This is a genomic window from Streptomyces sp. NPDC048504 (assembly GCF_043200035.1).
Taxonomy (GTDB): Bacteria; Actinomycetota; Actinomycetes; order Streptomycetales; family Streptomycetaceae; genus Streptomyces.
On record NZ_JBICXA010000015.1, the window covers coordinates 199,705 to 219,502 of the forward strand.

18 protein-coding genes are annotated in these 19,798 nt (G+C 70.2%); 5 read left to right on the forward strand and 13 right to left on the reverse strand.

Translation table 11 applies throughout. The features are described 5' to 3' along the window. Positions 1 to 121: 121 nt before the first annotated feature. From ACGFY9_RS33285 to ACGFY9_RS33320, 8 genes are all read right to left on the reverse strand, one after another. Positions 122 to 1,123, reverse strand: coding sequence for a PAC2 family protein (locus ACGFY9_RS33285; protein ID WP_366495654.1), 1,002 nt, complete (start codon positions 1,121 to 1,123; stop codon positions 122 to 124). 198 nt (positions 1,124 to 1,321) lie between these two features. Further along, a complete protein-coding gene (locus ACGFY9_RS33290; protein WP_033283704.1) occupies positions 1,322 to 1,993 on the reverse strand; it encodes a FadR/GntR family transcriptional regulator in 672 nt (223 codons plus the stop codon). A gap of 85 nt (positions 1,994 to 2,078) precedes the next feature. Continuing rightward, positions 2,079 to 3,374, reverse strand: coding sequence for an amidohydrolase (locus ACGFY9_RS33295; RefSeq protein ID WP_393760499.1), 1,296 nt, complete (start codon positions 3,372 to 3,374; stop codon positions 2,079 to 2,081). 5 nt (positions 3,375 to 3,379) lie between these two features. Continuing rightward, positions 3,380 to 4,138 (reverse strand): nucleoside phosphorylase, encoded by a 759-nt coding sequence (locus ACGFY9_RS33300; RefSeq protein WP_393760343.1) that lies wholly within the window; start codon positions 4,136 to 4,138, stop codon positions 3,380 to 3,382. After that, positions 4,135 to 5,007: an ABC transporter permease gene (locus tag ACGFY9_RS33305; protein WP_393760345.1), complete on the reverse strand. Its 873-nt coding sequence runs from the start codon at positions 5,005 to 5,007 to the stop codon at positions 4,135 to 4,137. The genes ACGFY9_RS33300 and ACGFY9_RS33305 overlap by 4 nt, the downstream gene beginning before the upstream one ends. Continuing rightward, positions 5,007 to 6,116 (reverse strand): ABC transporter permease, encoded by a 1,110-nt coding sequence (locus ACGFY9_RS33310; protein ID WP_393760347.1) that lies wholly within the window; start codon positions 6,114 to 6,116, stop codon positions 5,007 to 5,009. The genes ACGFY9_RS33305 and ACGFY9_RS33310 overlap by 1 nt, the downstream gene beginning before the upstream one ends. Position 6,117: 1 nt before the next feature. Further along, positions 6,118 to 7,641: an ABC transporter ATP-binding protein gene (locus ACGFY9_RS33315; protein WP_393760349.1), complete on the reverse strand. Its 1,524-nt coding sequence runs from the start codon at positions 7,639 to 7,641 to the stop codon at positions 6,118 to 6,120. Further along, the gene (locus tag ACGFY9_RS33320; RefSeq protein ID WP_393760351.1) at positions 7,622 to 8,674 is read right to left on the reverse strand and encodes a BMP family ABC transporter substrate-binding protein; all 1,053 of its coding nucleotides are present in this window, start codon (positions 8,672 to 8,674) and stop codon (positions 7,622 to 7,624) included. The genes ACGFY9_RS33315 and ACGFY9_RS33320 overlap by 20 nt, the downstream gene beginning before the upstream one ends. 308 nt (positions 8,675 to 8,982) lie before the next feature. Between ACGFY9_RS33320 and mtnA the strand changes: the two genes are divergently transcribed. Beyond that, positions 8,983 to 10,023 carry an S-methyl-5-thioribose-1-phosphate isomerase gene (mtnA, locus tag ACGFY9_RS33325; RefSeq protein WP_393760352.1) on the forward strand — a complete coding sequence of 347 codons (1,041 nt, stop codon included), beginning with the start codon at positions 8,983 to 8,985 and terminating at the stop codon, positions 10,021 to 10,023. A gap of 74 nt (positions 10,024 to 10,097) precedes the next feature. Here the strand turns inward: mtnA and mtnB are convergent, their stop codons facing one another. The 3 genes from mtnB to ACGFY9_RS33340 are packed head-to-tail and all read right to left on the reverse strand — an operon-like array spanning position 10,098 to position 12,036. Further along, the gene (gene mtnB / locus ACGFY9_RS33330) at positions 10,098 to 10,718 is read right to left on the reverse strand and encodes a methylthioribulose 1-phosphate dehydratase (RefSeq protein WP_393760354.1); all 621 of its coding nucleotides are present in this window, start codon (positions 10,716 to 10,718) and stop codon (positions 10,098 to 10,100) included. Beyond that, entirely contained in the window at positions 10,715 to 11,440 is a 726-nt protein-coding gene (gene mtnC / locus ACGFY9_RS33335) for an acireductone synthase (RefSeq protein ID WP_393760356.1), read from the reverse strand. Before mtnC ends, mtnB begins: the two co-directional genes overlap by 4 nt. Then, complete coding sequence (locus tag ACGFY9_RS33340) at positions 11,437 to 12,036, reverse strand: acireductone dioxygenase (RefSeq protein ID WP_393760358.1); 600 nt, start codon at positions 12,034 to 12,036, stop codon at positions 11,437 to 11,439. The genes mtnC and ACGFY9_RS33340 overlap by 4 nt, the downstream gene beginning before the upstream one ends. Before the next feature lie 570 nt (positions 12,037 to 12,606). Between ACGFY9_RS33340 and ACGFY9_RS33345 the strand changes: the two genes are divergently transcribed. The 4 genes from ACGFY9_RS33345 to mtnK are packed head-to-tail and all read left to right on the forward strand — an operon-like array spanning position 12,607 to position 17,490. Further along, positions 12,607 to 13,704: a substrate-binding domain-containing protein gene (locus ACGFY9_RS33345; protein WP_393760360.1), complete on the forward strand. Its 1,098-nt coding sequence runs from the start codon at positions 12,607 to 12,609 to the stop codon at positions 13,702 to 13,704. Further along, positions 13,691 to 15,235, forward strand: coding sequence for a sugar ABC transporter ATP-binding protein (locus ACGFY9_RS33350; protein ID WP_393760362.1), 1,545 nt, complete (start codon positions 13,691 to 13,693; stop codon positions 15,233 to 15,235). The genes ACGFY9_RS33345 and ACGFY9_RS33350 overlap by 14 nt, the downstream gene beginning before the upstream one ends. Positions 15,236 to 15,260: 25 nt before the next feature. Then, entirely contained in the window at positions 15,261 to 16,307 is a 1,047-nt protein-coding gene (locus ACGFY9_RS33355; RefSeq protein WP_393760364.1) for an ABC transporter permease, read from the forward strand. 22 nt (positions 16,308 to 16,329) lie between these two features. Then, the gene (gene mtnK, locus ACGFY9_RS33360) at positions 16,330 to 17,490 is read left to right on the forward strand and encodes an S-methyl-5-thioribose kinase (protein ID WP_393760366.1); all 1,161 of its coding nucleotides are present in this window, start codon (positions 16,330 to 16,332) and stop codon (positions 17,488 to 17,490) included. Between the two features lie 6 nt (positions 17,491 to 17,496). Here mtnK and ACGFY9_RS33365 read toward each other — a convergent pair whose 3' ends face one another. Next, positions 17,497 to 18,057, reverse strand: coding sequence for an SMI1/KNR4 family protein (locus ACGFY9_RS33365; protein ID WP_393760368.1), 561 nt, complete (start codon positions 18,055 to 18,057; stop codon positions 17,497 to 17,499). A 119-nt stretch (positions 18,058 to 18,176) separates the two neighbouring features. Continuing rightward, positions 18,177 to 19,793: an FAD-dependent oxidoreductase gene (locus ACGFY9_RS33370; RefSeq protein WP_393760370.1), complete on the reverse strand. Its 1,617-nt coding sequence runs from the start codon at positions 19,791 to 19,793 to the stop codon at positions 18,177 to 18,179. Positions 19,794 to 19,798 lie beyond the last annotated feature (5 nt).

Below are 19,798 nucleotides of genomic sequence, written 5' to 3' on the forward strand. Positions count from 1 at the left end.
GCCCCCCGGCCCGCCCCCGCATTGGGGGCGCCCCCTCAAACCCACCCTCCACCCTCAGGGGGGGGGCGCCCCGGGGCGGGGCCCCCCCCGCCCCTGTTCTGTGCGCTGTTGAACGGCGGACTCACTCCTCGGAGGAGTCCTCGTCGTCCGCGTCGGCCTCCGGCTCCGTGTCCGGCTTCGCCGGTCTCTGCGGCTTCGTACGGCCACCGGGGTTGTCGCGGAGATACGTCGCGCTGTCGCTGCCGTCCGCCGTGGCGTGACCACCGGGCGTCGGGTTGCCACCGCCGTCCCGCCTCCGCAGATAGCGTTCGAACTCACGCGCGATCGCCTCCCCCGACGCCTCCGGCAGCTCCGCGGTGTCGCGGGCCTCCTCCAGCGTCTGCACGTACTCGGCGACCTCGCTGTCCTCGGCGGCCAGCTGGTCCACGCCGACCTGCCAGGCGCGCGCGTCCTCGGGCAGCTCGCCCAGCGGGATGCGCACGTCGATCAGGTCCTCCAGGCGGTTGAGCAGTGCCAGGGTGGCCTTCGGGTTGGGCGGCTGCGACACGTAGTGCGGCACCGCCGCCCACAGCGACACGGCCGGTACGCCCGCGTGCGTGCACGCCTCCTGGAGGATGCCGACGATCCCGGTGGGACCCTCGTACTTGGTCTCCTCCAGGTCCATCCGCTGCGCCAGGTCCGAGTCCGACGTGGTGCCGCTGATCGGCACCGGACGCGTGTGCGGGGTGTCACCGAGCAGCGCGCCCAGGATCACCACCAGCTCCACGCCCAACTCGTGCGCGAAGCCCAGCAGTTCGTTGCAGAACGAACGCCAGCGCATCGACGGTTCGATACCTCGGACGAGCACGAGATCGCGCGGCTTCTCGCCGCCGACCCGGACCACCGAGAGGCGCGTTGTCGGCCATGTGATCTTTCGCACGCCGGCGTCCATCCACACCGTGGGCCGGTTGACCTGGAAGTCGTAGTAGTCCTCGGCGTCGAGCGCCGCGAACACCTCGCCCTTCCACTCTCTGTCCAAGTGCGCGACCGCGGTGGAGGCGGCGTCGCCGGCGTCGTTCCAGCCCTCGAACGCGGCCACCATCACTGGGTCGATCAGCTCGGGAACCCCCTCCAGCTCGATCACCCAGCGCCTCCTTCCGATCTGCCCTCGCCTACGCCCCAACCTTACGGCGTCCGACGGGGGCGCCCGCAGCCCCCTTGCACGGGGGAGTGAACCCATGCCTGCCCCGTCCGGGACCGTCGGACACACAAGATCGCCATCCGGTGCGGACCCGCCCCGGCCGGTCACTCCTCCGATGGATCAACGGGGCGCATCACTCGATCACAGGGTCGAACGCAGCCACTGCTCCACACTCGCGATGTGCACCGTCGCCCACGACCGCGCCGCCTCCGCGTCCCGGTCGCGCAGCGCGCCCAGGATCGCCCGGTGCTCGTGCAGCGTCCGGCTGACCGCGTCCTCCTGCGTCAGCCCGCGCCAGATCCGGGCCCGCGTGGTGGGGCCGGACAGACCGTCGAGGAGCGAGCAGAGCACCGAGTTGCCGGAGCTCTGCACGATGCCCCGGTGGAACTCCAGGTCGCACGCGACCAGTTCCTCCACCGAAGGGGCACCGCCGAGTGCGTCCAACTGGGCGGAGAGCGCGTCCAGTTGCTGCTCGCTGATCCGCAGCGCCGCCATCCCCGTGGCCGCCGGCTCGAGAATCCGCCGTACGGCCAGGAATTCGAGGACTGTGTCGTCGCGGTGGAAGTCGACGACGAAACTCAGCGCCTCCAGCAGGAGTTGGGGATCGAGGCTCGTGACGTACGTGCCGTCGCCCTGCCGCACGTCCAGGATGCGGATCAGCGACAGGGCGCGCACGGCCTCCCGCAGGGAGTTGCGGGACAGGCCCAGTTCGGCGGCGAGTTCGCTCTCCTTGGGCAGCCGGTCCCCGGGACGCAGCGCGCCGGAGACGATCATTCCCTTGATTTTCTCGATCGCCTCATCGGTGACTGCCATGGCCGGCCTCCCTGTTGCTCAGACATCCGATGTATCACGTGCATTATGGGGGTTCAGTGGGCTGAACGGGAGGGAAATCCACAGCTCAGACAAGTGCTTCGAGTTCCGCGAGCACGGCTTCCTCGTCCAGCGTGCCCAGTGTCCGGTTCCGCATCAGGACCCGTCCGTCGACGACCGTGTCCCGTACGTCCGCCCCGTGCGCGGCGTACGCGAGCGTCGACCACGGGTCGTGCAGCGGCCGCAGATGCGGAGCGTCCAGTTCGAGCACGACGAGATCGGCCCGCTTGCCGACCTCCAGCGAACCCAGGTGATCCGCCAGGCCCAGCGCCCGCGCGCCCTCGATCGTCGCCATCCGTACGGCCTGTTCGGCGCCGACCGCCGTGGGGTCGCCGCCCGCCTTGTGGACGAGAGCCGCCTGCCGTACGGCGCCCAGCACGTCCAGCGTGTTGGAGCTGACGGCGCCGTCCGTGCCCAGGCCGACGGTGACGCCCGCGCTCAACAGCCGTGGCACCGGCGCGATTCCGCAGCCCAACTTCAGATTGGACACCGGACAGTGGGCGACCGACGTGCCCGTGCGGGCCAGCGCCGCGATCTCCGGGCCGGTCAGGTCCACGGCGTGCGCGAGCAGCAGATCGGGACCGAGCAGCCCCAGCGAGTCGAGCAACTCCACAGGCCGCTTCCCGTACTTGACCTCGACGGTCGCGACCTCGGTCGGGTTCTCCGCCGCGTGGATGTGCAGCAGCGCCCCGAACTCCCGTGCCAGGGCGGCGATTTCGACGAGCTGGTCGGGGGCGAGGGTGTAGGTCGAGTGCGCGAACAGGACCGGGCGCAGGCCGGGGCGTGCCTCACCCCGGGCCGCCAAGTCCCGCCGCGCCCAGTCGAGTCGGTCCTCATAGGCGATACGGTCCGGCGGTTCCGGTACGTCCATGAAGGTGGGGCCGGTGTGCAGTCGCCAGCCCGCCTCACGGGCCGCCTGCTCGGCCGCCTCGTGGAACCAGTACATGTCGAGCGCCGACGTCACCCCGGCCCGCACGCTCTCGGCCACCGCGAGCCGCACCGCCGCCGCCACGTTCTTCGGCGTCAGCAGCTCGGCCTCCCACTTCAACACCCGCTCCAGGAAGCCCTGCAGAGTGACGTCGTCGGCCCGGCCGCGCAGCAGCGTCATCGCGAGATGCGTGTGCGTGTTGATCAGCCCGGGCAGAACAAGGCAGCCCGAGGCGTCAATGGACTCCGCCGCTGTGAACCGGGTTGTCAGCTCCTCGGCCGGTCCTACGGCGACGATCTCACCCTCGTGGACGGCAACTGCCCCGTCCCGTACGACCGTTCCGGCCTCGTCCACGGTGAGGACGTCACCGCCGTGCACCAACAGGTCGATGCTCAAGGTGCTCACGCCGCCAACTCCTCGGCCTCCGCGAGCAGTCGGAGCGCCTCCAGCGAGACGACCGCGCCCCGCTCGACGCCCGCCGCGACGACCTCCCGGTGCGGGTCGTACCCGCCGGTGGTCTCCGCGTCGACCAGTTCGTCGGCGTTGGCGCCGTCGATGACCAGCACCCCGCCCGCGACAAGACCGCGCAGCGAGGCCGTCACCAGCAGCGCCGACAGCTCCATCTCGATCGCCGCGAGCCCGGCGCCGTCGTAGGAGAAGAGGGGGAGGAGGCCGGGCTGGAAGGCCGCGCGGGTCCAGACGATGCCGCGGTGGTGCGGGGCGTCGGCCTCGCGGGCCGCGCGCTGGAGGGCGAAGACGGCCTCGGGGGCGGCGACCGCCGGATACTCCGGGGGCAGCAACTGCTGGGTGACACCGTCGTCCCGTACGGCCGCCTCCGCGATGACGAGGTCGCCGTCGCCGATGCCGGGCTTCATCGCGCCCGCCGTGCCGAAGCGCAGGAAGGTGCGGACCCCCGCGTCCGCCAGTTCCTGGAACAGCAGGATCGCGCCCGGTCCGCCCACCCCGTGCGAGGCGACGGTGACCGGCAGGCCCTTCCAACTCCCGCTGAACACACGGTATTCGCGGTGGTACGACACCTCCTCGGCACCGTCGAGCAGCTCGGCGACGGCGGCGGCGCGCGCCGGGTCGCCGACGACGACCGCGTGCGCGGGAAGTCCGGTGCGCGGTATGCGGGTGATGGGCAGCAGGTCCTGCGTCATGTGGTGGCTCCGGAAGGGGAGTTGGCGGTACGGCGACGGCGGCGGGCCGTCGAGAGGAAGAGGGCGACGAGCGTCACGACGTACGGCGCGGCGTCGGTGGCCTGTTGGGGCAGGCCGACGCCCTGGAGGCGGAAGCCGGCGGCCTCGGCGAGACCGAAGAGCAGCGCGGCGAGCAGCACACCGACGGGTGCCGCGCGGCCGAGCATCACCGCGACGACCGCGATCCAGCCCCGGCCCGCCGTCATGTTCTCGGAGAACAACGTGACGTTGCCGAGCGCGAGTTGGGCCCCCGCGAGCCCGCACAGGACCCCCGAGATCAGCACGGCCGCGTACTTGTACTTCGCCGGATTCACCCCGAGCGTGGCCGCCGCGTCCGGCGCCTCGCCGACCCCGCGCAGCCGCAGCCCCCACACATGCCGGGACAGCATCAGCGCGGCCACCGCGACCGCGACGAACGCCAGATACGCGAGCGGGGTGAAGCCACCGACCAACGGCAGCCCGGCGAGTGACGGATCGTCGAAAGTGCCCTGCACACCGAAGACCGTACGCAGCAGGAAGCTGGTCAGGCCAACTGCCAGGAGATTCATGGCGATTCCGAGAACGACCGCGTCTCCGCGCAGAGTTACCGCGCCGACGGCGAGGATCAACGAATACGCGGCCGCCGCGAGCGCCGCCGCCAGGACGCCGAGCCAGGCACTGCCGGTGAACCAGCTCGTGGCCACCGAGGTGAAGCAGCCCATCAGCATCATGCCTTCGAGGCCGATGTTGAAGACGCCCGCACGCTCGCACAGGGCACCGCCGAGCGCGGCCAGCAGGATCGGGGTCAGCGCGCGCAGCGCCGACATCAGCAGATCGGAGTCGAAGAACATCACACGGCCCCGATTTCCTGAGAGGTTTCCGGAGAGGCTTCCCGAGAGCTTTCGTGCGGGTCTTCCTGGGCACGTCTCCTGAACCACCCGCCGGGGAAGCGCAGTCGGGCCGCCAGGAACACGATCACGATGGCCTGCAGCACCTGTGTCAGTTCGCGCGGCACCTCGGTCGTCCGCTCCATCGCCAGTCCGCCGACCGCGAGGACGGCGAAGAAGAACGAGGCGACGACCGTGCCGAGCGGGGCCGCCGCGGCGAGCAGGGCGGCCGTAAGTCCCGTCCAGGTGTAGCCGGGTGCGGTGAGCGAGCCGTCGACGAAGCGGTACGGGAAGCTCAACACCCCGATGGCGCCCACGAGTCCGGCCAGTGCGCCGGAGACGGACATCAACTTGAGGGTGAGGCCCCGGCGTTCGACACCCGCGTAGGCGGCGAAGCGGGAGTTGAGACCGGTCATGCGGATCTCGTAGCCGAACGCCGTGCGCCTGTCGGTGAACAAGTAGGCGGCCGCCGCGAGGACGACGAGGATGAGCCCGATGCTGACCGTCGAGTCGCCGAACGCGGGCAGCGCCACGCCGTCCGGCATCGTCCCGGTCTGCGGGAGGCTGGAGCCGGGTTCCTTGAGCGGATAGCGCGCCAGGTAGGAGGCGAGCGAGACCGCCGGGTAGCTCAGCAGCAGGCTGCTGACCAGGAGTGGAACGCCGAGACGGTTCTCGCACAGGGCGGCCAGGGCAGCGTATGCGGCGCCCGCTGCCATGCCCGCGAGCAGTGCCAGGACGACGGTGAGCGGCGCGGGCAGCGGTGAGTACAGACCGGTCACGGCCGCCGTGATGCCGCCGAGGACCATCTGTCCGTCGCCGCCGAGGTTGATCAGCCCGGCGCGCAGCGGGATCGCCAGCGCGAGCGCCATGCCGAGCACGCTGGTGCCGGTGCTCAGCGTGGAGCCGATGCCGTCCGCACCGAGCGAGCCGGTGAGGACGGCGCCGTACGCCGTGAACGGGTCCGCGCCGGTGCCGACGAGGAACAGGGCGCCGATGACCAGGCCCGCGAGCACGGAGAAGGTGATGGGGGAGCGCAACACCCCTGATATGCGCGGTATCTGAGTGTGCGTCATGTCAGTCGACGGCCTCCGTCGGCGCTACGGCTCCGCCCGCCATGGCGAGTCCCAGTGCCCGTTCTTCCGCCTCGTCCTTCGTGTACGTCGCCGTGACCCGGCCCTCGTACATGACCAGGACCCGGTCCGCGAGGCCCCGGATCTCGCTCAGTTCGGCGGAGACGAGGAGGACGGCGTGACCGGCGTCGCGGTAGGCGACGATCTGGTCGTGGATGTTCTGGATGGCGCCGATGTCGACCCCGCGCGTGGGCTGCTCGACGAGCAACAGCGGTGCGTCGTGGGCGAGTTCGCGGCCGATCAGCAGCTTCTGCAGATTGCCGCCGGACAGCGCGGAGGCGGGCACCTCGGGGGTGGCCGCCTTGATGCCGAAGCGCCCGATCAGCCGCCCGGCGTGGGCGCGTACGGCCGCGGGCGGCAGAAGTCCCTTGCTGGACAAGGACGTTCGGTGGTGGCCCATCGCGAGGTTGTCCGCGACGGAGGCCGCCGGTGCCGTACCGACCGCGTGCCGGTCCTCGGGGACGTAGGCGAGGCCCTGGGCTCGGCGCTCGGTGGCCGAGGCGTGGGTGATGTCCCGCCCCTTGAGGCTGACCTGTCCGGACGCGACTGGCCGTAGCCCGGCCAGGGCTTCGATCAGCTCGCTCTGGCCGTTGCCGGCGACGCCCGCGATGCCGACGATCTCCCCGGCGCGGACGGTGAGTCCCACATCGTGGACGGCGTCCGTGGTGAGGTCTCTCACGTCCAGGACCACGTCACCGGGTGTCCCGGGCGCGTGCACACGGTCCAGGTCGACCGCGCGGCCGGTCATCGCGGCCGCGATCTCGTCGGCGGAGGTGTCCCCGGTGACCAGGCGGGCGACCACCCGGCCGTCCCGCAGCACGGTCACGTTGTCGCTGCCTTCGAGGACCTCGCGCAGCTTGTGGGTGACAAGGATCACCGTACGACCCTGCGCGGCCAGCGACTTGAGGACCGCGAACAGGGCGTCCGCCTCGGCCGGGGTGAGCACGGCGGTCGGCTCGTCCAGGATCAGCGTGCGGGCACCGCGATGCAGCAGCTTCAGGATCTCCACGCGCTGCCGCAGCCCGACCGGCAGGTCGCCGACCCGGGCGTCCGGATCCACGGCGAGCCCGTGCTCCTCCGCCAGCTCCCGCACCCGGCGGCGGGCCGCGGTCCGGTCCACCAGGCCGAAACGGCGCGGCTTGGCGGCGTAGACGACGTTCTCGGCGACCGTCAGCGAGTCGAACAGCTTGAAGCTCTGGTGGACCATGCCGAGCCCGGCGGCCATGGCCGCGCTCGGATCGCCGAAGGTCACCTCGCGCCCGTCGATCCGGATGGACCCGGCGTCGGCGCGCTCCATGCCGTAGAGGACCGACATGAGGGTGGACTTGCCGGCGCCGTTCTCGCCCATGAGGGCGTGGATCTCGCCGCGCCCGACGGTCAGGTCGACGGAGTCGTTGGCGAGCGTGCCGGAGAACCGTTTGGTGATTCCCCGGAGCTCGACCGCTGGGTCAACTGGCGGCCGGGTCATCGACCTTGAGCTTTCCGGAGACGATCTGGTCGCGCAGCGCCTCGACCTTCGTGAGGACGTCCTTGTGCAGGGCGATCACGCACTTCGACGAGTCGACGCCCGCCTCAAGACCGGTGAGGCTGATGCCGCCCTCCTTCAGGCCGTACGACACGGAGGTGCCGGTCTTGCCCGCGAGGACCTGCTCGACGCCCTTCTCCACGGCGACGTCCGTCTTCTTGATCACGTTGTCGACGACCGTGCCGGGGGAGGAGACGCACTGGTTGACGTCGACGCCGTACGCGAACGCGCCCTTGGCCTTCGCGGCCTCGAAGACGCCGTAGTTGCCGGCCGCGGCCGCCGCCATGATCTGGTCCGTGCCCTTGGAGAGAAGGGAGTTGGCCTGCTCCTTGGCGCGCGCCGAGTCGTCGAACGGGGACTGGCCGCCGACGAAACGCGTCGACGCGGACGTCTTCGCGGCGACCTTCTTGGCACCGGCCGCGAACGGGTCGCTGTAGCGCCGGAATTGGGGAGTGTCGAGCACGTCCACCGCGCCGACCTTGCCGCTCTTGCTGAGCAACCCGGCCTCGGCGCCCGCGAGATAGACACCCTCGTGCTCGCGGAAGACCGCGCAGGTGACGTTCTGATACGTCTTCGTCGTGCACGCGTCGATCATCAGGAACTGCTGCTTGGGGTGCGCCTTCGCCTGCTGCGCGACGATGTCGGCGAACTCGAAGCCGACCAGCACGATCACGTTCGGGCTCGCGTCCACGGCGGCCTGGACGTTCTGCTGCTGGGACGCGGTGTCCGTCGACTCGTAGACCTTCTCCGTGCCGTCGTGCGTCTTCGCCGCGGCCTTCACCCCGGTGACGGCGAGCTTCAGGAACTCGTTCTGCCCCACGGCGTCCGGTGTGACCAGCGTGAACGACTTGCCGCTGCCGCCGCTCGCGCTGTCCGAGGCGTCGGTCTTCGCGGCGGCGTTGCAGGCGGTGGCGGCGGTGACCATGAGCGTGGTGGCGGCGACGAGCTGCAGGGTGCGACGTGATCTGCGGAGCATGGGGACCTTCCGGGGTACGGCAAGGCGCGCTCCGGAGGGAGCGCGTGCGACCAGATGGTGAGACGGGATGAGACGAGGGGTGGACGCGAGAGGGACAGGTCAGCGTCGACAGCAGTCGCTCGCGCAGCGGCCGTGATCGAGGAAACGGCGCATGGTCAGCAGCACACGCCCTCCTTCGTCTCGGCCTCGGGCTGCGGGTGCTGGACTTTAACATTCGTTTTGAGACACCCGCTCGACTGTCTCGAACTGTGGTTCTTCCAGGTCATGTACGGTGACCGACACCATCGGAACAGCAGGAGTGTCCCGTTATGTCCCAGGAATTGCGCGCGGTCGACTGGACCGGAACCGGTCTCGCGCTCATAGACCAGACCCTGCTCCCGCATCGCAACGAGACGGTGGATGTCCACGATGTGGACACTCTGGTCGACGCGATCCAGCGCCTCGTGGTGCGCGGCGCACCCGCGATCGGAGCGGCGGGCGCGTACGGCGTCGCGATCGCGCTCATCGAGGGCGAACGCAAGGGCTGGACCGAGGCCGAGACCCGCGCGGCCGTCGCCCGCGTCCGCGAGGCCCGCCCCACCGCGGTCAACCTCATGGTGTGCGTGGACCGGGTCATGACCCGCTTCGACGAGGGTATCGACGCGGTGCTGGAGGAGGCCGCCGCGGTTCAGCGCGAGGACGTCGCGGCCAACCGCGCGATGGGCGCGTTCGGCGCGGACTGGCTGCTCGAAAGGCTCCAGCAGGTGGGCGTGGAGCGGCCGTTGAGGCTCCTGACGCACTGCAACACGGGCGCGCTGGCGACCGCCGGCTGGGGCACCGCGCTCGGCGTCATCCGCGAACTGCACGCGCGCGGGCTGGTGGAGGTCGTCTACGCCGACGAGACACGCCCCCTGCTCCAGGGATCACGCCTGACCGCCTGGGAGTTGGTCCAAGAGGGCATCCCACACTACGTCCAGGTCGACGGCGCCGCCGCAGGAACGATTCTGCGCGGCGAGGTCGACGCGGCCATCGTCGGCGCGGACCGCATCGCGGCAAACGGCGACACCGCTAACAAGGTAGGCACGGTCGGCGTCGCCCTCGCCTGCGCCGACGCCGGCATCCCGTTCCTGGTGGCGGCCCCGACAACCACGGTCGACCTCTCCACCAAGACCGGCGACGAGATCCACATCGAACTCCGCAGCGAGGCCGAGGTGTTGGAGTGGTCGGGAGTGCGGACGGCTCCCGCCGAGTCGCGCGGCCACAACCCCGCCTTCGACGTAACCCCGGGCCGCTTGGTGACCGGACTGGTCACGGAACGGGGTGTGTTGGAGGTGTCGGCAGGCGAACTCCCGGCCGACCACTTGAACTAGGCAAGCTCCCGCGCCCCTGTTTTTTAAGGGGCGCGGGGAACTGCGCGACCAGCCCCCACCGGCCCGCGCTTTGACTACGACGCTTCCCGCGGAGTGCTCAGCTCCAACTCCAGCAACCACTCAACTACTTCGGTGTGATGCCGAGCCTGCCGCGCATCAGCACCCCACACGTACAACCCGTGCCCAGCCACAACCACCGCCGGCATCCGAGGATCCCGAGCCGCCTCCAAACGATCGCCCAGCACCTTCATATCCTGGCTGTTGGCGATAACAGGCAGCGTCACCTCGACATCATGCGCAGGCTGACCAACACCCTTGAGCATCTCGACGTCCGTGAACACGATCCCACCCGGCTCCCGCCGTCCCATGGCAACGGACGCCACGGTGTGCACATGGACGACAGCCCCCGCACCGGTCAACGCGGCAACACGCGCATGCAGTTCAGCCTCAGCAGACGGCTTACCACCCCGGACAGCCGCACCATCGGCATCCACCAACACCACATCGTCAGGCGTCAGTTCACCCTTGTCATGCCCGCTAGCCGTCACAGCCAGCCGCAGGGGATCCCGGCCCACGACGACAGACAAGTTCCCGGAGGTCCCCCTCATCCAGCCGAACGAGGCGAACCGGGCGGACTCGGCGGCGAGTTGAGCCCCCGCCTCCTTCAGGTCGAGGTCACTGATCTCGGTGGTCACGTGGTGCTCCTTGAACTGGTGATGCCGATCTCGTCGAACGTCCCCGCCTGCGCGTGGTCGCCGACGCCTTGCTCGAAATACGGTTCGCCCGGCCGCCGTACGCCCACCGCGTGCCAGCCCGCGGCCACGGCCGCGTCCAGCTCGCCGGGGCGGTCGGAGAGGAAGAGCAGCCGGGACGGCTCGACGCCGGTCGCGTCCGCGATACGGCGGTAGGACGCCGGGTCCTGCTTGGGGCCGGCGTTCTCCGTGTCGTAGAGACCGGAGACCAGCGGCAGGAGGTCGCCCTCCGGGCTGGACGTGAACCACGCGCGCTGTGCGGCCACCGAGCCGGACGAGTAGACGTACAGCCGCAGGCCCGCCGTGTGCCAGGCGCGCAGGGCCGGTACGACGTCGTCGTAGAAGTGTGAGACGAGGTCGCCGCGGGCGAAGCCCTCGGACCAGATGATGCCCTGGAGGGTCTTGAGGGGCGTGGCCTTGCGGTCCTCGTCCAACCAGGTGTTGAGCGTTTTCTCGATCTGTACGGCGTCGGCGTCCGGCTCGCCCGTCAGCTCGCGCACCTGCGCGACCGCCCGGGCCACCGCCGGATCCTCGCTCCGCTCGGCGAGCAGCGCGGCGAAGCGCGAGCGGGAGTACGGGTAGAGCACGTCGACGACGAAACCCGTGGCGCTCGTGGTGCCCTCGATGTCGAGCACCACGGCGTCCACGGCGAACTGCAAGGTCACGCGGCGGCCTTGTCCTGCTGGAAGCCTGCGTGGATCGTGTCGTAGTCGGGGAAGCGCGAGGCGATGGTCGAGCCGGTGAAGTTGCCGATCCAGCCGTCCTCCTCGTGGAAGAAGCGGATCGCGGTGAAGGCCGGCTCGGTGCCCATGTCGAACCAGTGGGTGGTGCCGCGCGGGACGCCGATGAGGTCGCCCTTCTCGCAGTAGACGGCGTTCACTTCGCCGTTGACGTGCAGGTAGAAGATGCCCGAGCCGGAGACGAAGAAGCGGACCTCGTCATCGTCGTCGTGCGTGTGCTCCTGGAGGAACTTCGCGCGGGCGCCCGCCGCCTTCGCCGGGTACTCCGGGTCGTCGCTGGGGTGCAGGCCGAGGACGTCGACGGTGGTGAAGCCCTCTTCGGCGTTGAGCTTGTCGATCTCCGGGCCGTAGGCGGCGAAGACGGTGTCGCTGTCGGCGTCGGCCGGGACGTCCTCGCGGATCGGCCACTGCTCGAAGCGCACACCGATCGGGGCGAGCGCGGCGGCGATCTCGACGGGGTCGGCGGTACGGCGCACGAGGGTCTCGGGGCCGGACTCGGCCCAGGTGGTGAGCAGCGTCATGGAACAACTCCGAAAGGTGGGAGGGATGTCCGGATGCTGGGACGAGCGCCGGACGGGTGGGGGAGACGAAGAAAGGGCGGCGGGGCGACGGCGGCGGACAGTCGGTCAGCCCGGACAGCGCGCGTCGGGACAGCACCGCATGCAGCTCATGGGGGGTGTCGTCGCGCGAAGTGTCTTCATCGGGGCCTCACTGTGCCGGGTCGGGAGCCGGTCCCGTGATGGTAACCGCCGCCGGTGAACGGACCGGGTGTGACGTAGTCGTTGTCTCATCTGTTGAGAAACCGCTTCCATCCCTTTGACCAATGGCCGAAAACGTTCTCATGATCTCCTTATGAAGACGCTGCTGCTCGTGCGGCGGCTGTACGTGGACTTGCTCCGGTCGACCACAGCCAGCTGTCGCTGACCACACCCGGAGCCATTGGCGCGCCCCGCATCGCGGGCCGTCCGCCGCCTGTCCCGCCGCTCGTGCGGTGGCGCACGCCTCGTGCGATGGCGCGTTTTCGCCCCCTGCTCCGGGTGAGCACTCCGTCCTTCTCTCATCTCGGCAGTACCCCGCACCTGGAGCCACTCATGTCCCGTACCCGCGTCCCCCTCGCCGCGCTCTCGCTGGCCTCCGTCTCCGCCCTTCTCCTGGCGGGCTGCTCGCAGTCCACGGACGCCTCGAAGAGCAGCGACGACACCGCGGCCTCGGCCTCGGCCGCCACGGGCAAGAAGCCGGCCCCCTTCAGCAAGGGCACGGTCAAGGTGGCGCTGGTGCGGCAGAGCGGCGCCGGCGACTACTTCGAGCAGTGGGGCAACGGCGCGAAGGCGCAGGCCAAGGCCCTCGGCATCGACCTGACGGTCTACGACGCGCAGGCCGACAACGCCAAGCAGGCCACCGACCTGTCCTCCGCGATCAACTCCGGCGCGCAGGCGATCATCGTCGACCACGGCTTCCCCTCGACGATCCAGCCCGAGATCGACCAGGCCGTGAAGAAGGGCATCAAGGTCGTCGTCTACGACGTCGACCAGACCAACAAGTCCGTGATCAGCACCGAGCAGGACGACGCCAGCATGGCGAAGGCCGTCCTCGACGTGATGGCCAAGACGGTCGGCAAGAACGCCAAGGTCGGCTACGTCAACGTGGCCGGTTACGCGGCCCTCGACAAGCGCAACTCGGTCTGGAAGACCGCGGTCGACGCCAACGGCTGGAAGCAGCAGTTCAAGGTCGGCAAGGTCACCGACTCCACGGCCACGGACAACGTTCCCCTGGTCTCCGCCGCGCTGACCCAGCACTCCGACGTGGCGGGCGTGTTCGCCCCCTACGACGAGCTGGCCAAGGGCACCGTCCTCGCCGTGCAGAACAAGAAGCTGCAGAGCAGGGTGAAGGTCTTCGGCGCGGACGTCTCCAACGCCGACATCCAGAACATGACCGCCGCCAACAGCCCGTGGGTCGCCACGGCAGGCACCGACCCGTCGGCGGTCGGCGCGGCCGTCGTCCGTACGGCGGCCCTTGAGCTGGCGGGCCAGTTGAACAAGACCTCCGTCGACTTCCCGGCCGTCGCCATCACCCAGGACTTCCTGCGCAAGAACAAGATCGAGAACATGGACCAGCTGCGCGCGGCCCTGCCCGCCCTGAACCTCTCCAAGGTGAGCACTGCGGACTGGATCCCCAATGTCGCCCACTGACAAGGCGGTTGACGTGGCGGCCGTTGACGCCGCGGTCTCCCTCCGCGACGTCAGCATGGCCTTCGGCGGCAAGACGGTACTGGAGTCCGTCTCGCTCGACATCGCACCGGGCAGCGTGGTCGCGCTGCTCGGCGCCAACGGCGCGGGCAAGTCCACACTGATCAAGATCCTGTCGGGCGTGCACACGGACCACGGCGGGGAGGTACGGGTCGCAGGGGAGCCCGCAGCTCTCCAGTCGCCGCTCGCCGCCCGGCAGTTGGGCATCCAGACGGTCCACCAGCGGATCGGCGAGGGCATCGTGCCCGGCCTCACGGTCGCCGAGAACCTGGTCTTCGAGGAGCTGGCCCAGCGCCGCGGCAACCCGTTCCTCAACGGCCGCCGCGTGCTGGCCCGCGCCCGCGAGATCCAGGATGCGCTCGGACTCGACTGGAGCGACGCCGTGTTGCGCCGCGACGTTACCGAACTCGGCATCTCCGACCGCCAGTTGCTCATCCTGGCCCGCGCCCTCGCCACCCGCCCCCGGCTGCTCATCCTCGACGAACCGACCTCCGCGCTCTCCGCCACCGAGGCGGAACGGCTCTTCGCCCTCGTCGAGAAGATGCGCGACGACGGCATCGCGGTCCTCTACGTCTCCCACCGCCTCGGCGAGATCGACGCGCTCGCCGACCGCCTGGTCGTCCTGCGGGACGGCGGTCTCACCGACGACCAGGTCAAGCCCTTCGACTGGGACAGCGCCCTGCGCGCGATGCTCGCCCAGGCCCACGAGGCGACGAGCGCCCGCCCGCAGCGCAGCGGCGAGCACGGGGACGTCGTCCTCGCCCTGCACGGCGTCCACCTCTTCGAAGGCCGAGCACCCCTCGACCTCGACCTGCGCGCCGGCGAAGTCACCGGCGTCGTAGGCCTGTTGGGCGCGGGCAAGACGGAACTGGCCCGGGGTCTGTTCGGCGCCGAGCCCTTCCCCACCGGCACGGTCGAACTCGACGGCAAGCCGTACGCACCCCGCCGCCCGTCCGACGCGATCCGCGCCGGCGTCCACCTCGTCCCCGAGGACCGGCACGCCGACGCGCTCGTCCCCGGCTGGTCGGTGGCCCAGAACATCTCGCTGCCGTTCCTCAAGTCCCTGTCCCGGGGCGGGCTCGTGAACACGACGAAGGAGGACGCCCTCGGCCGCGAGACCGTCGCCGCCCTCGGCGTCGTAGCCCGCGACGAACACAGCACGGTGGAGGAGCTCTCCGGCGGCAACCAGCAGAAGGTCGTCGTCGGCCGCTGGCTGGCTGAGACCCCCCGCGTCCTCATCCTGGACGAGCCGTTCCGAGGTGTGGACATCGGCGCCCGCCGAGACATCGGCCGCCGGGCCCGCGCGCTGGCCGCCGAGGGCGCCGCAGTCCTCGTCCTCTCCGCCGACGTGGACGAGGTGCTGGAGATCGCCGACCGGGTCGTCGTGCTGGCGGCCGGCGAGGTCCACCTCGACGCGTACGGCGAAGACGCGGAACGCGACCGCGTGATCCAGACCATCTCGGCGTCCGTGTGATGCCGGCCCCTTCAGGAAGCACCCGATGACCACCACCCAGAGCTCCGAGGCCGCACCGAAGGCACTGGCCCCGCCCGCCGTCTCCACCGCCGTGCTCGTCCAGAACGCCGTCATCAAGTACGGGTTCATCTTCGTCACGGTCGCGCTGTTCCTGTACTTCGCGCTGAGCGAGGGCTCCTTCCGGGAGTCGGCGACGATGCTCGACACCCTCCGGTACGTCTCCGTCGCCGCGATCCTCGGTCTCGGCGTCACCCTCACCATGGCCGTCGGCGGGATGGACATGTCCGTCGGCGCGGTCGCCGGGCTCGGGGTCACCGTCGCCGCGAAGACGATGGTGACGTACAACCAGGTCGGCACGGTCGCGATCCTCGCCGTGATCGCGGCGGGCGCGCTCGCCGGACTCCTGAACGCCCTGCTCATCGTCGTGATGAAGATCCCCGACATGCTGGCCACCCTCGGCACCATGTTCGTCATCCAGGGCACCAAACTCATCCTTGTCGACGGCCAGTCCATCTCCGCCGGCATGACCGAGTCCGACGGCAGCACGGCCCCCGGCAAGTTCACCGACGGCTTCCTGCGCATCGACCGCGGCACCCTCCTCGGCATCCCCATCTCGGTACTGATCTTCGGCGCGCTGACGGTCATCGCCTGGGTCTTCCTGGCCCGCACCCGCTGGGGCCGCATCCTGTACGCGATCGGCGCCAACCCCGAGGCCTCCCGCCTGGCGGGCATCCGCGTCGGCGCGTACCGGGCCCTCGCCTACGTCCTCTCCGGCGTCCTCGCCTCCATCGGCGGCCTGATCCTGGCGTCCCGCATCGGACAGGGTGACGTGAGCGCGGGCACTTCGCAGTTGCTGGAGGCGGTCGCCGTAGCCCTGGTCGGCACCTCGGTCCTGGGCCGGGGCCGCCCGAACGTCTGGGGCACGGCCATCGGCGCGGTGCTGATCGGCATCATCACCACCGGCCTGACCATCAAGGGCCTGCCGTACTACACCCAGGACGTCGTCGAGGGCGCGGTCCTCATCCTCGCCCTGGTCTTCAGCTTCACCCTGTCCAAGCGCCGCACCGCATAAGGAAGTTCGAGGAGTTCGTACGATGGGCTACCGCATCCTGGAGACCGACGACATCCCCGGCTACCTGCACGAACGCGGCCACTGGGACGACGTGACCGACATCCACGTCCGTGAGGTGTCGGACGGCAACATGAACCGGGTGTTCCTCGCGTCGAACGCCGACGGCAGCCACAGCCTCGCCGTCAAGCAGGCGCTGCCCTGGGTGCGGGTCGCCGGCCCCTCCTGGCCGATGAGCCCCGAGCGCGCCGACGCCGAGGCAAGGGCGTACGAGCAGGTGGCCCGCGTGGCCCCCGACAAGATCCCGGCGATCCACGGCTACGACGCCGACAACTACGCCCTCGTCATGGAGGACATGTCCGACCTGGAGGTCCTGCGCACGGTCCTCAACGAGGGCGCGTCGTACGGCCCGGACACCTCGGCCCGGATCGGCGAGTTCGTCGCCCAACTCGCTTTCGCGACCAGCGACTTCGGCATGTCCTCCGCCGACCGCAAGGCGCTGATCGCGACCTCGGTGAGCCCCGAGCTGTGCAAGATCACCGAGGACGTGGTCCTCTCCGAGCCGTACATCGAACACGAACACAACCACTGGCTCCCGGAGTTGACGGACCTGGCCGCCGAGTTCCGCGCGGACGCCCGCCTGCGCACGGAGGTAGCGGACCTCCGCCACACGTTCATGACCAGTGCGCAGGCCCTCCTCCACGGCGACCTGCACACCGGCAGCGTCATGGTCGGCGAGCGCGAAGGCGCCCCGGTAGTACGGGTCTTCGACCCCGAGTTCTCCTTCGTCGGCCCGATCGGCTACGACCTCGGCCTGTACTGGGCCAACGTGCTGGTGTCGGAGGAACGGGCCCGCGAACTGGGCACCTTGTCCGACCACGCCGACCAACTCCGCCTCTCCTGGCGGGCGTTCGAGACCGAGTTCCGCCGCCTCTGGCCGACCCGCGTCGACACCTTCTTCGACGACACCTACCTCGACCGCTTCCTCTCCCGCGTCTGGACCGACTCGGTCGGCTACGCCGGCACGGAGATCGTCCGCCGCATCATCGGCTTCGCCCACCTGACCGACCTGACGACGCTGCCGGATCCGGTTCCGGCGTCGAGGCGAACGTTGCTGCTGGGGCGTGAACTGATCGTGCGGCGGGCGGAGTTGAGGTCGCCGGACCACATCAGGGCGCTGGTCTGAGAGGCGTCACTCCGCGTCGAACCACTCCTTGCCGGCCGCCCAGTGCGCCACCCAGCCGGCGAACCCCGGCGCGGAGGTCGTGAACCCGAACTCCGCGCCGAACGGCATGGCGCCCACATCGGTGACGTGCCAGATGTGCCCGCGCTGGGGGCCGGTGACGACCAGGTGCCAGTTCATCGCGCAGCCGTCGGTCCCGAGCACGATGGAGCCGTGGTTCTGGACCTGCTCGACGACCGCGTCGGGGTCCTCGTAGGGCCCGTCGTCCTCCTCCCACAGCCACCCCGCGGCGAGCGGGAACGGCTTGCCCAGGTCCCGGTCCTCCTCACCGTCGCCCCAGTCGTCCGGCAACTCGGCCAGCCCCACCAGGCCGTACTCCGGCGGCCCTTGGAATGACCCGTCGGACATCTCCGCCACGAACGTCCGGTACGGCTCCGGCAGCACCACCCCGTGCTCCGCCTCGAACGCGTGCACCGCGTCCCAGCCGAGCGCCGACTCCCCGCCGTCGTGCAGGCCGAACGCCGCCCGCAGCGCGGCGAGTTCATCGGCGGAGGCTTGATCGTTGTTCATACGCCTATGAAAACACCCGGCACTGACAACCGGGCGCGCCGAAGGGGCGGCTCCCTCCATGAGGAACCGCCCCTTTCACGCCGTAGCGAAAGCCGCCGTAGCGACCGGCGTTGTATCGCCTACTTCTTGTCGAGCAGATCCTGCACCTTCGTCCGGACCTCGTCCGTGGCAAGCCCCCGGATCGTCAGCGTCGTACGCCGACGCAGCACGTCGTCCTGGGTCTCCGCCCACTCGTGGTCGCGGGCGTAGACGACCTGGGCCCAGATCTCGGGGGCGTCGGGGTGGACGCGCTGGCCCAACTCGGGGTTCTCGTTGGCGAGTCGGGCGATGTCGAAGGCCAGGGAGCCGTAGTGCGTGGCCAGGTGCTTCGCCGTGTCGGCCGCCATGCGCGGGCCCGGCGCAGGGTTGTCGACCAGGAGGCGGTGGGCGACCGCGCGCGGGTTGGCGACGCCCGGCAGCGGGAGCTTCTTCGGGAGGGAGGAGATCGGCTCGAAGTCCTCGCCGAGCGGGCGGCCGGGGAGAGCCTCCAGCTTCTGCATGACCGTACGGCCGATGTGCCGGAACGTCGTCCACTTGCCGCCCGCGACGGACAGCATGCCTCCCTTGCCCTCGGTCACCACCGTCTCGCGCTTGGCCTTGGCCGTGCTTCCGGGGCCGCCCGGCAGCACGCGGAGCCCCGCGAAGGAGTACGTGATCAGGTCACGGGAGAGCTGCTGGTCGCGGACCGAGAACGCGGCCTCGTCCAGGATCTGGGATATGTCCTTCTCGGTGACCGAGACGTCCGCCGGGTCGCCCTCGTACTCCTCGTCGGTCGTGCCGAGCAGGAGCATGTCCTCCCAGGGGAGGGCGAAGGTGATGCGGTACTTGTCGATGGGGGTGGCGAGAGCGGCCTTCCACGGAGACGTCCGCTTCAGGACCAGGTGCGCGCCCTTCGACAGGCGGATGGAGGGGGCCGCGTTCGGGTCCTCCATCTTGCGCAGGTGGTCGACCCACGGGCCGGTCGCGTTGAGCACTAGGCGGGCGCTCACGCCGAACTCGTCGCCGGAGGTGGTGTCGCGCAGCTCCGCTCCGGTCACCCGGCCCTGGGTGAAGCGCAGGCCGGTGACCTGGGCGTGGTTGAGGACGACCGCGCCCGCCTCGACGGCCGCGCGGACCGTCATCAGCGCCATGCGGGCGTCGTTCATCTGGTCGTCGCCGTACACGGCGACGGCCTTGAGGTTCTGGGTGCGCAGCTCCGGCACGTCCTGCGCCGCCTTGGCGGGGGACAGGAGGTGGCCGACGCCGTCGCCGAACGCGGAGAGCGCGGAGTAGGCGAAGACGCCCGCCCCGAGCTTCGCCGCACCGTGCGGACCGCCCTTGTACACGGGGAGGTAGAACGTGAGCGGGTTCGCCAGGTGGGGGGCCACCTGGCGGGAGACCGCGCGGCGCTCGAAGTGGTTCTCCGCGACCAGCTTCACCGCGCCGGTCTGCAGATAGCGCAGACCGCCGTGGAGGAGCTTGGAGGAGGCGGAAGAGGTGGCGCCGGCGAAGTCGCCGGCGTCGACCAGGGCCACCCGCAGCCCGGACTGCGCGGCATGCCAGGCGGTGGAGATGCCCAGGATGCCGCCGCCGATGACGAGGAGGTCGTACGTCGCCTTGGAGAGCTGCTCCCGGGTCTCGGCCCGGCTCGGGTTCGAGCCGGAGGCCGGGTGCGTACCGAGGGCAGGCACGGACTGCAGGGTGGACTGACTGGTCATGTGGG

Coding starts and splice junctions, on each gene's coding strand:
- ACGFY9_RS33290 (WP_033283704.1), bottom strand. CDS start 1,993: ATGGCAGTCACCGATGAGGCGATCGAGAAAATCAAGGGAATGATCGTC.
- ACGFY9_RS33300 (WP_393760343.1), bottom strand. CDS start 4,138: ATGACGCAGGACCTGCTGCCCATCACCCGCATACCGCGCACCGGACTT.
- ACGFY9_RS33305 (WP_393760345.1), bottom strand. CDS start 5,007: ATGTTCTTCGACTCCGATCTGCTGATGTCGGCGCTGCGCGCGCTGACC.
- ACGFY9_RS33310 (WP_393760347.1), bottom strand. CDS start 6,116: ATGACGCACACTCAGATACCGCGCATATCAGGGGTGTTGCGCTCCCCC.
- ACGFY9_RS33315 (WP_393760349.1), bottom strand. CDS start 7,641: ATGACCCGGCCGCCAGTTGACCCAGCGGTCGAGCTCCGGGGAATCACC.
- ACGFY9_RS33320 (WP_393760351.1), bottom strand. CDS start 8,674: ATGCTCCGCAGATCACGTCGCACCCTGCAGCTCGTCGCCGCCACCACG.
- mtnA (WP_393760352.1), top strand. CDS start 8,983: ATGTCCCAGGAATTGCGCGCGGTCGACTGGACCGGAACCGGTCTCGCG.
- ACGFY9_RS33340 (WP_393760358.1), bottom strand. CDS start 12,036: ATGACGCTGCTCACCACCTGGGCCGAGTCCGGCCCCGAGACCCTCGTG.
- ACGFY9_RS33345 (WP_393760360.1), top strand. CDS start 12,607: ATGTCCCGTACCCGCGTCCCCCTCGCCGCGCTCTCGCTGGCCTCCGTC.
- ACGFY9_RS33350 (WP_393760362.1), top strand. CDS start 13,691: ATGTCGCCCACTGACAAGGCGGTTGACGTGGCGGCCGTTGACGCCGCG.
- ACGFY9_RS33355 (WP_393760364.1), top strand. CDS start 15,261: ATGACCACCACCCAGAGCTCCGAGGCCGCACCGAAGGCACTGGCCCCG.
- mtnK (WP_393760366.1), top strand. CDS start 16,330: ATGGGCTACCGCATCCTGGAGACCGACGACATCCCCGGCTACCTGCAC.
- ACGFY9_RS33365 (WP_393760368.1), bottom strand. CDS start 18,057: ATGAACAACGATCAAGCCTCCGCCGATGAACTCGCCGCGCTGCGGGCG.
- ACGFY9_RS33370 (WP_393760370.1), bottom strand. CDS start 19,793: ATGACCAGTCAGTCCACCCTGCAGTCCGTGCCTGCCCTCGGTACGCAC.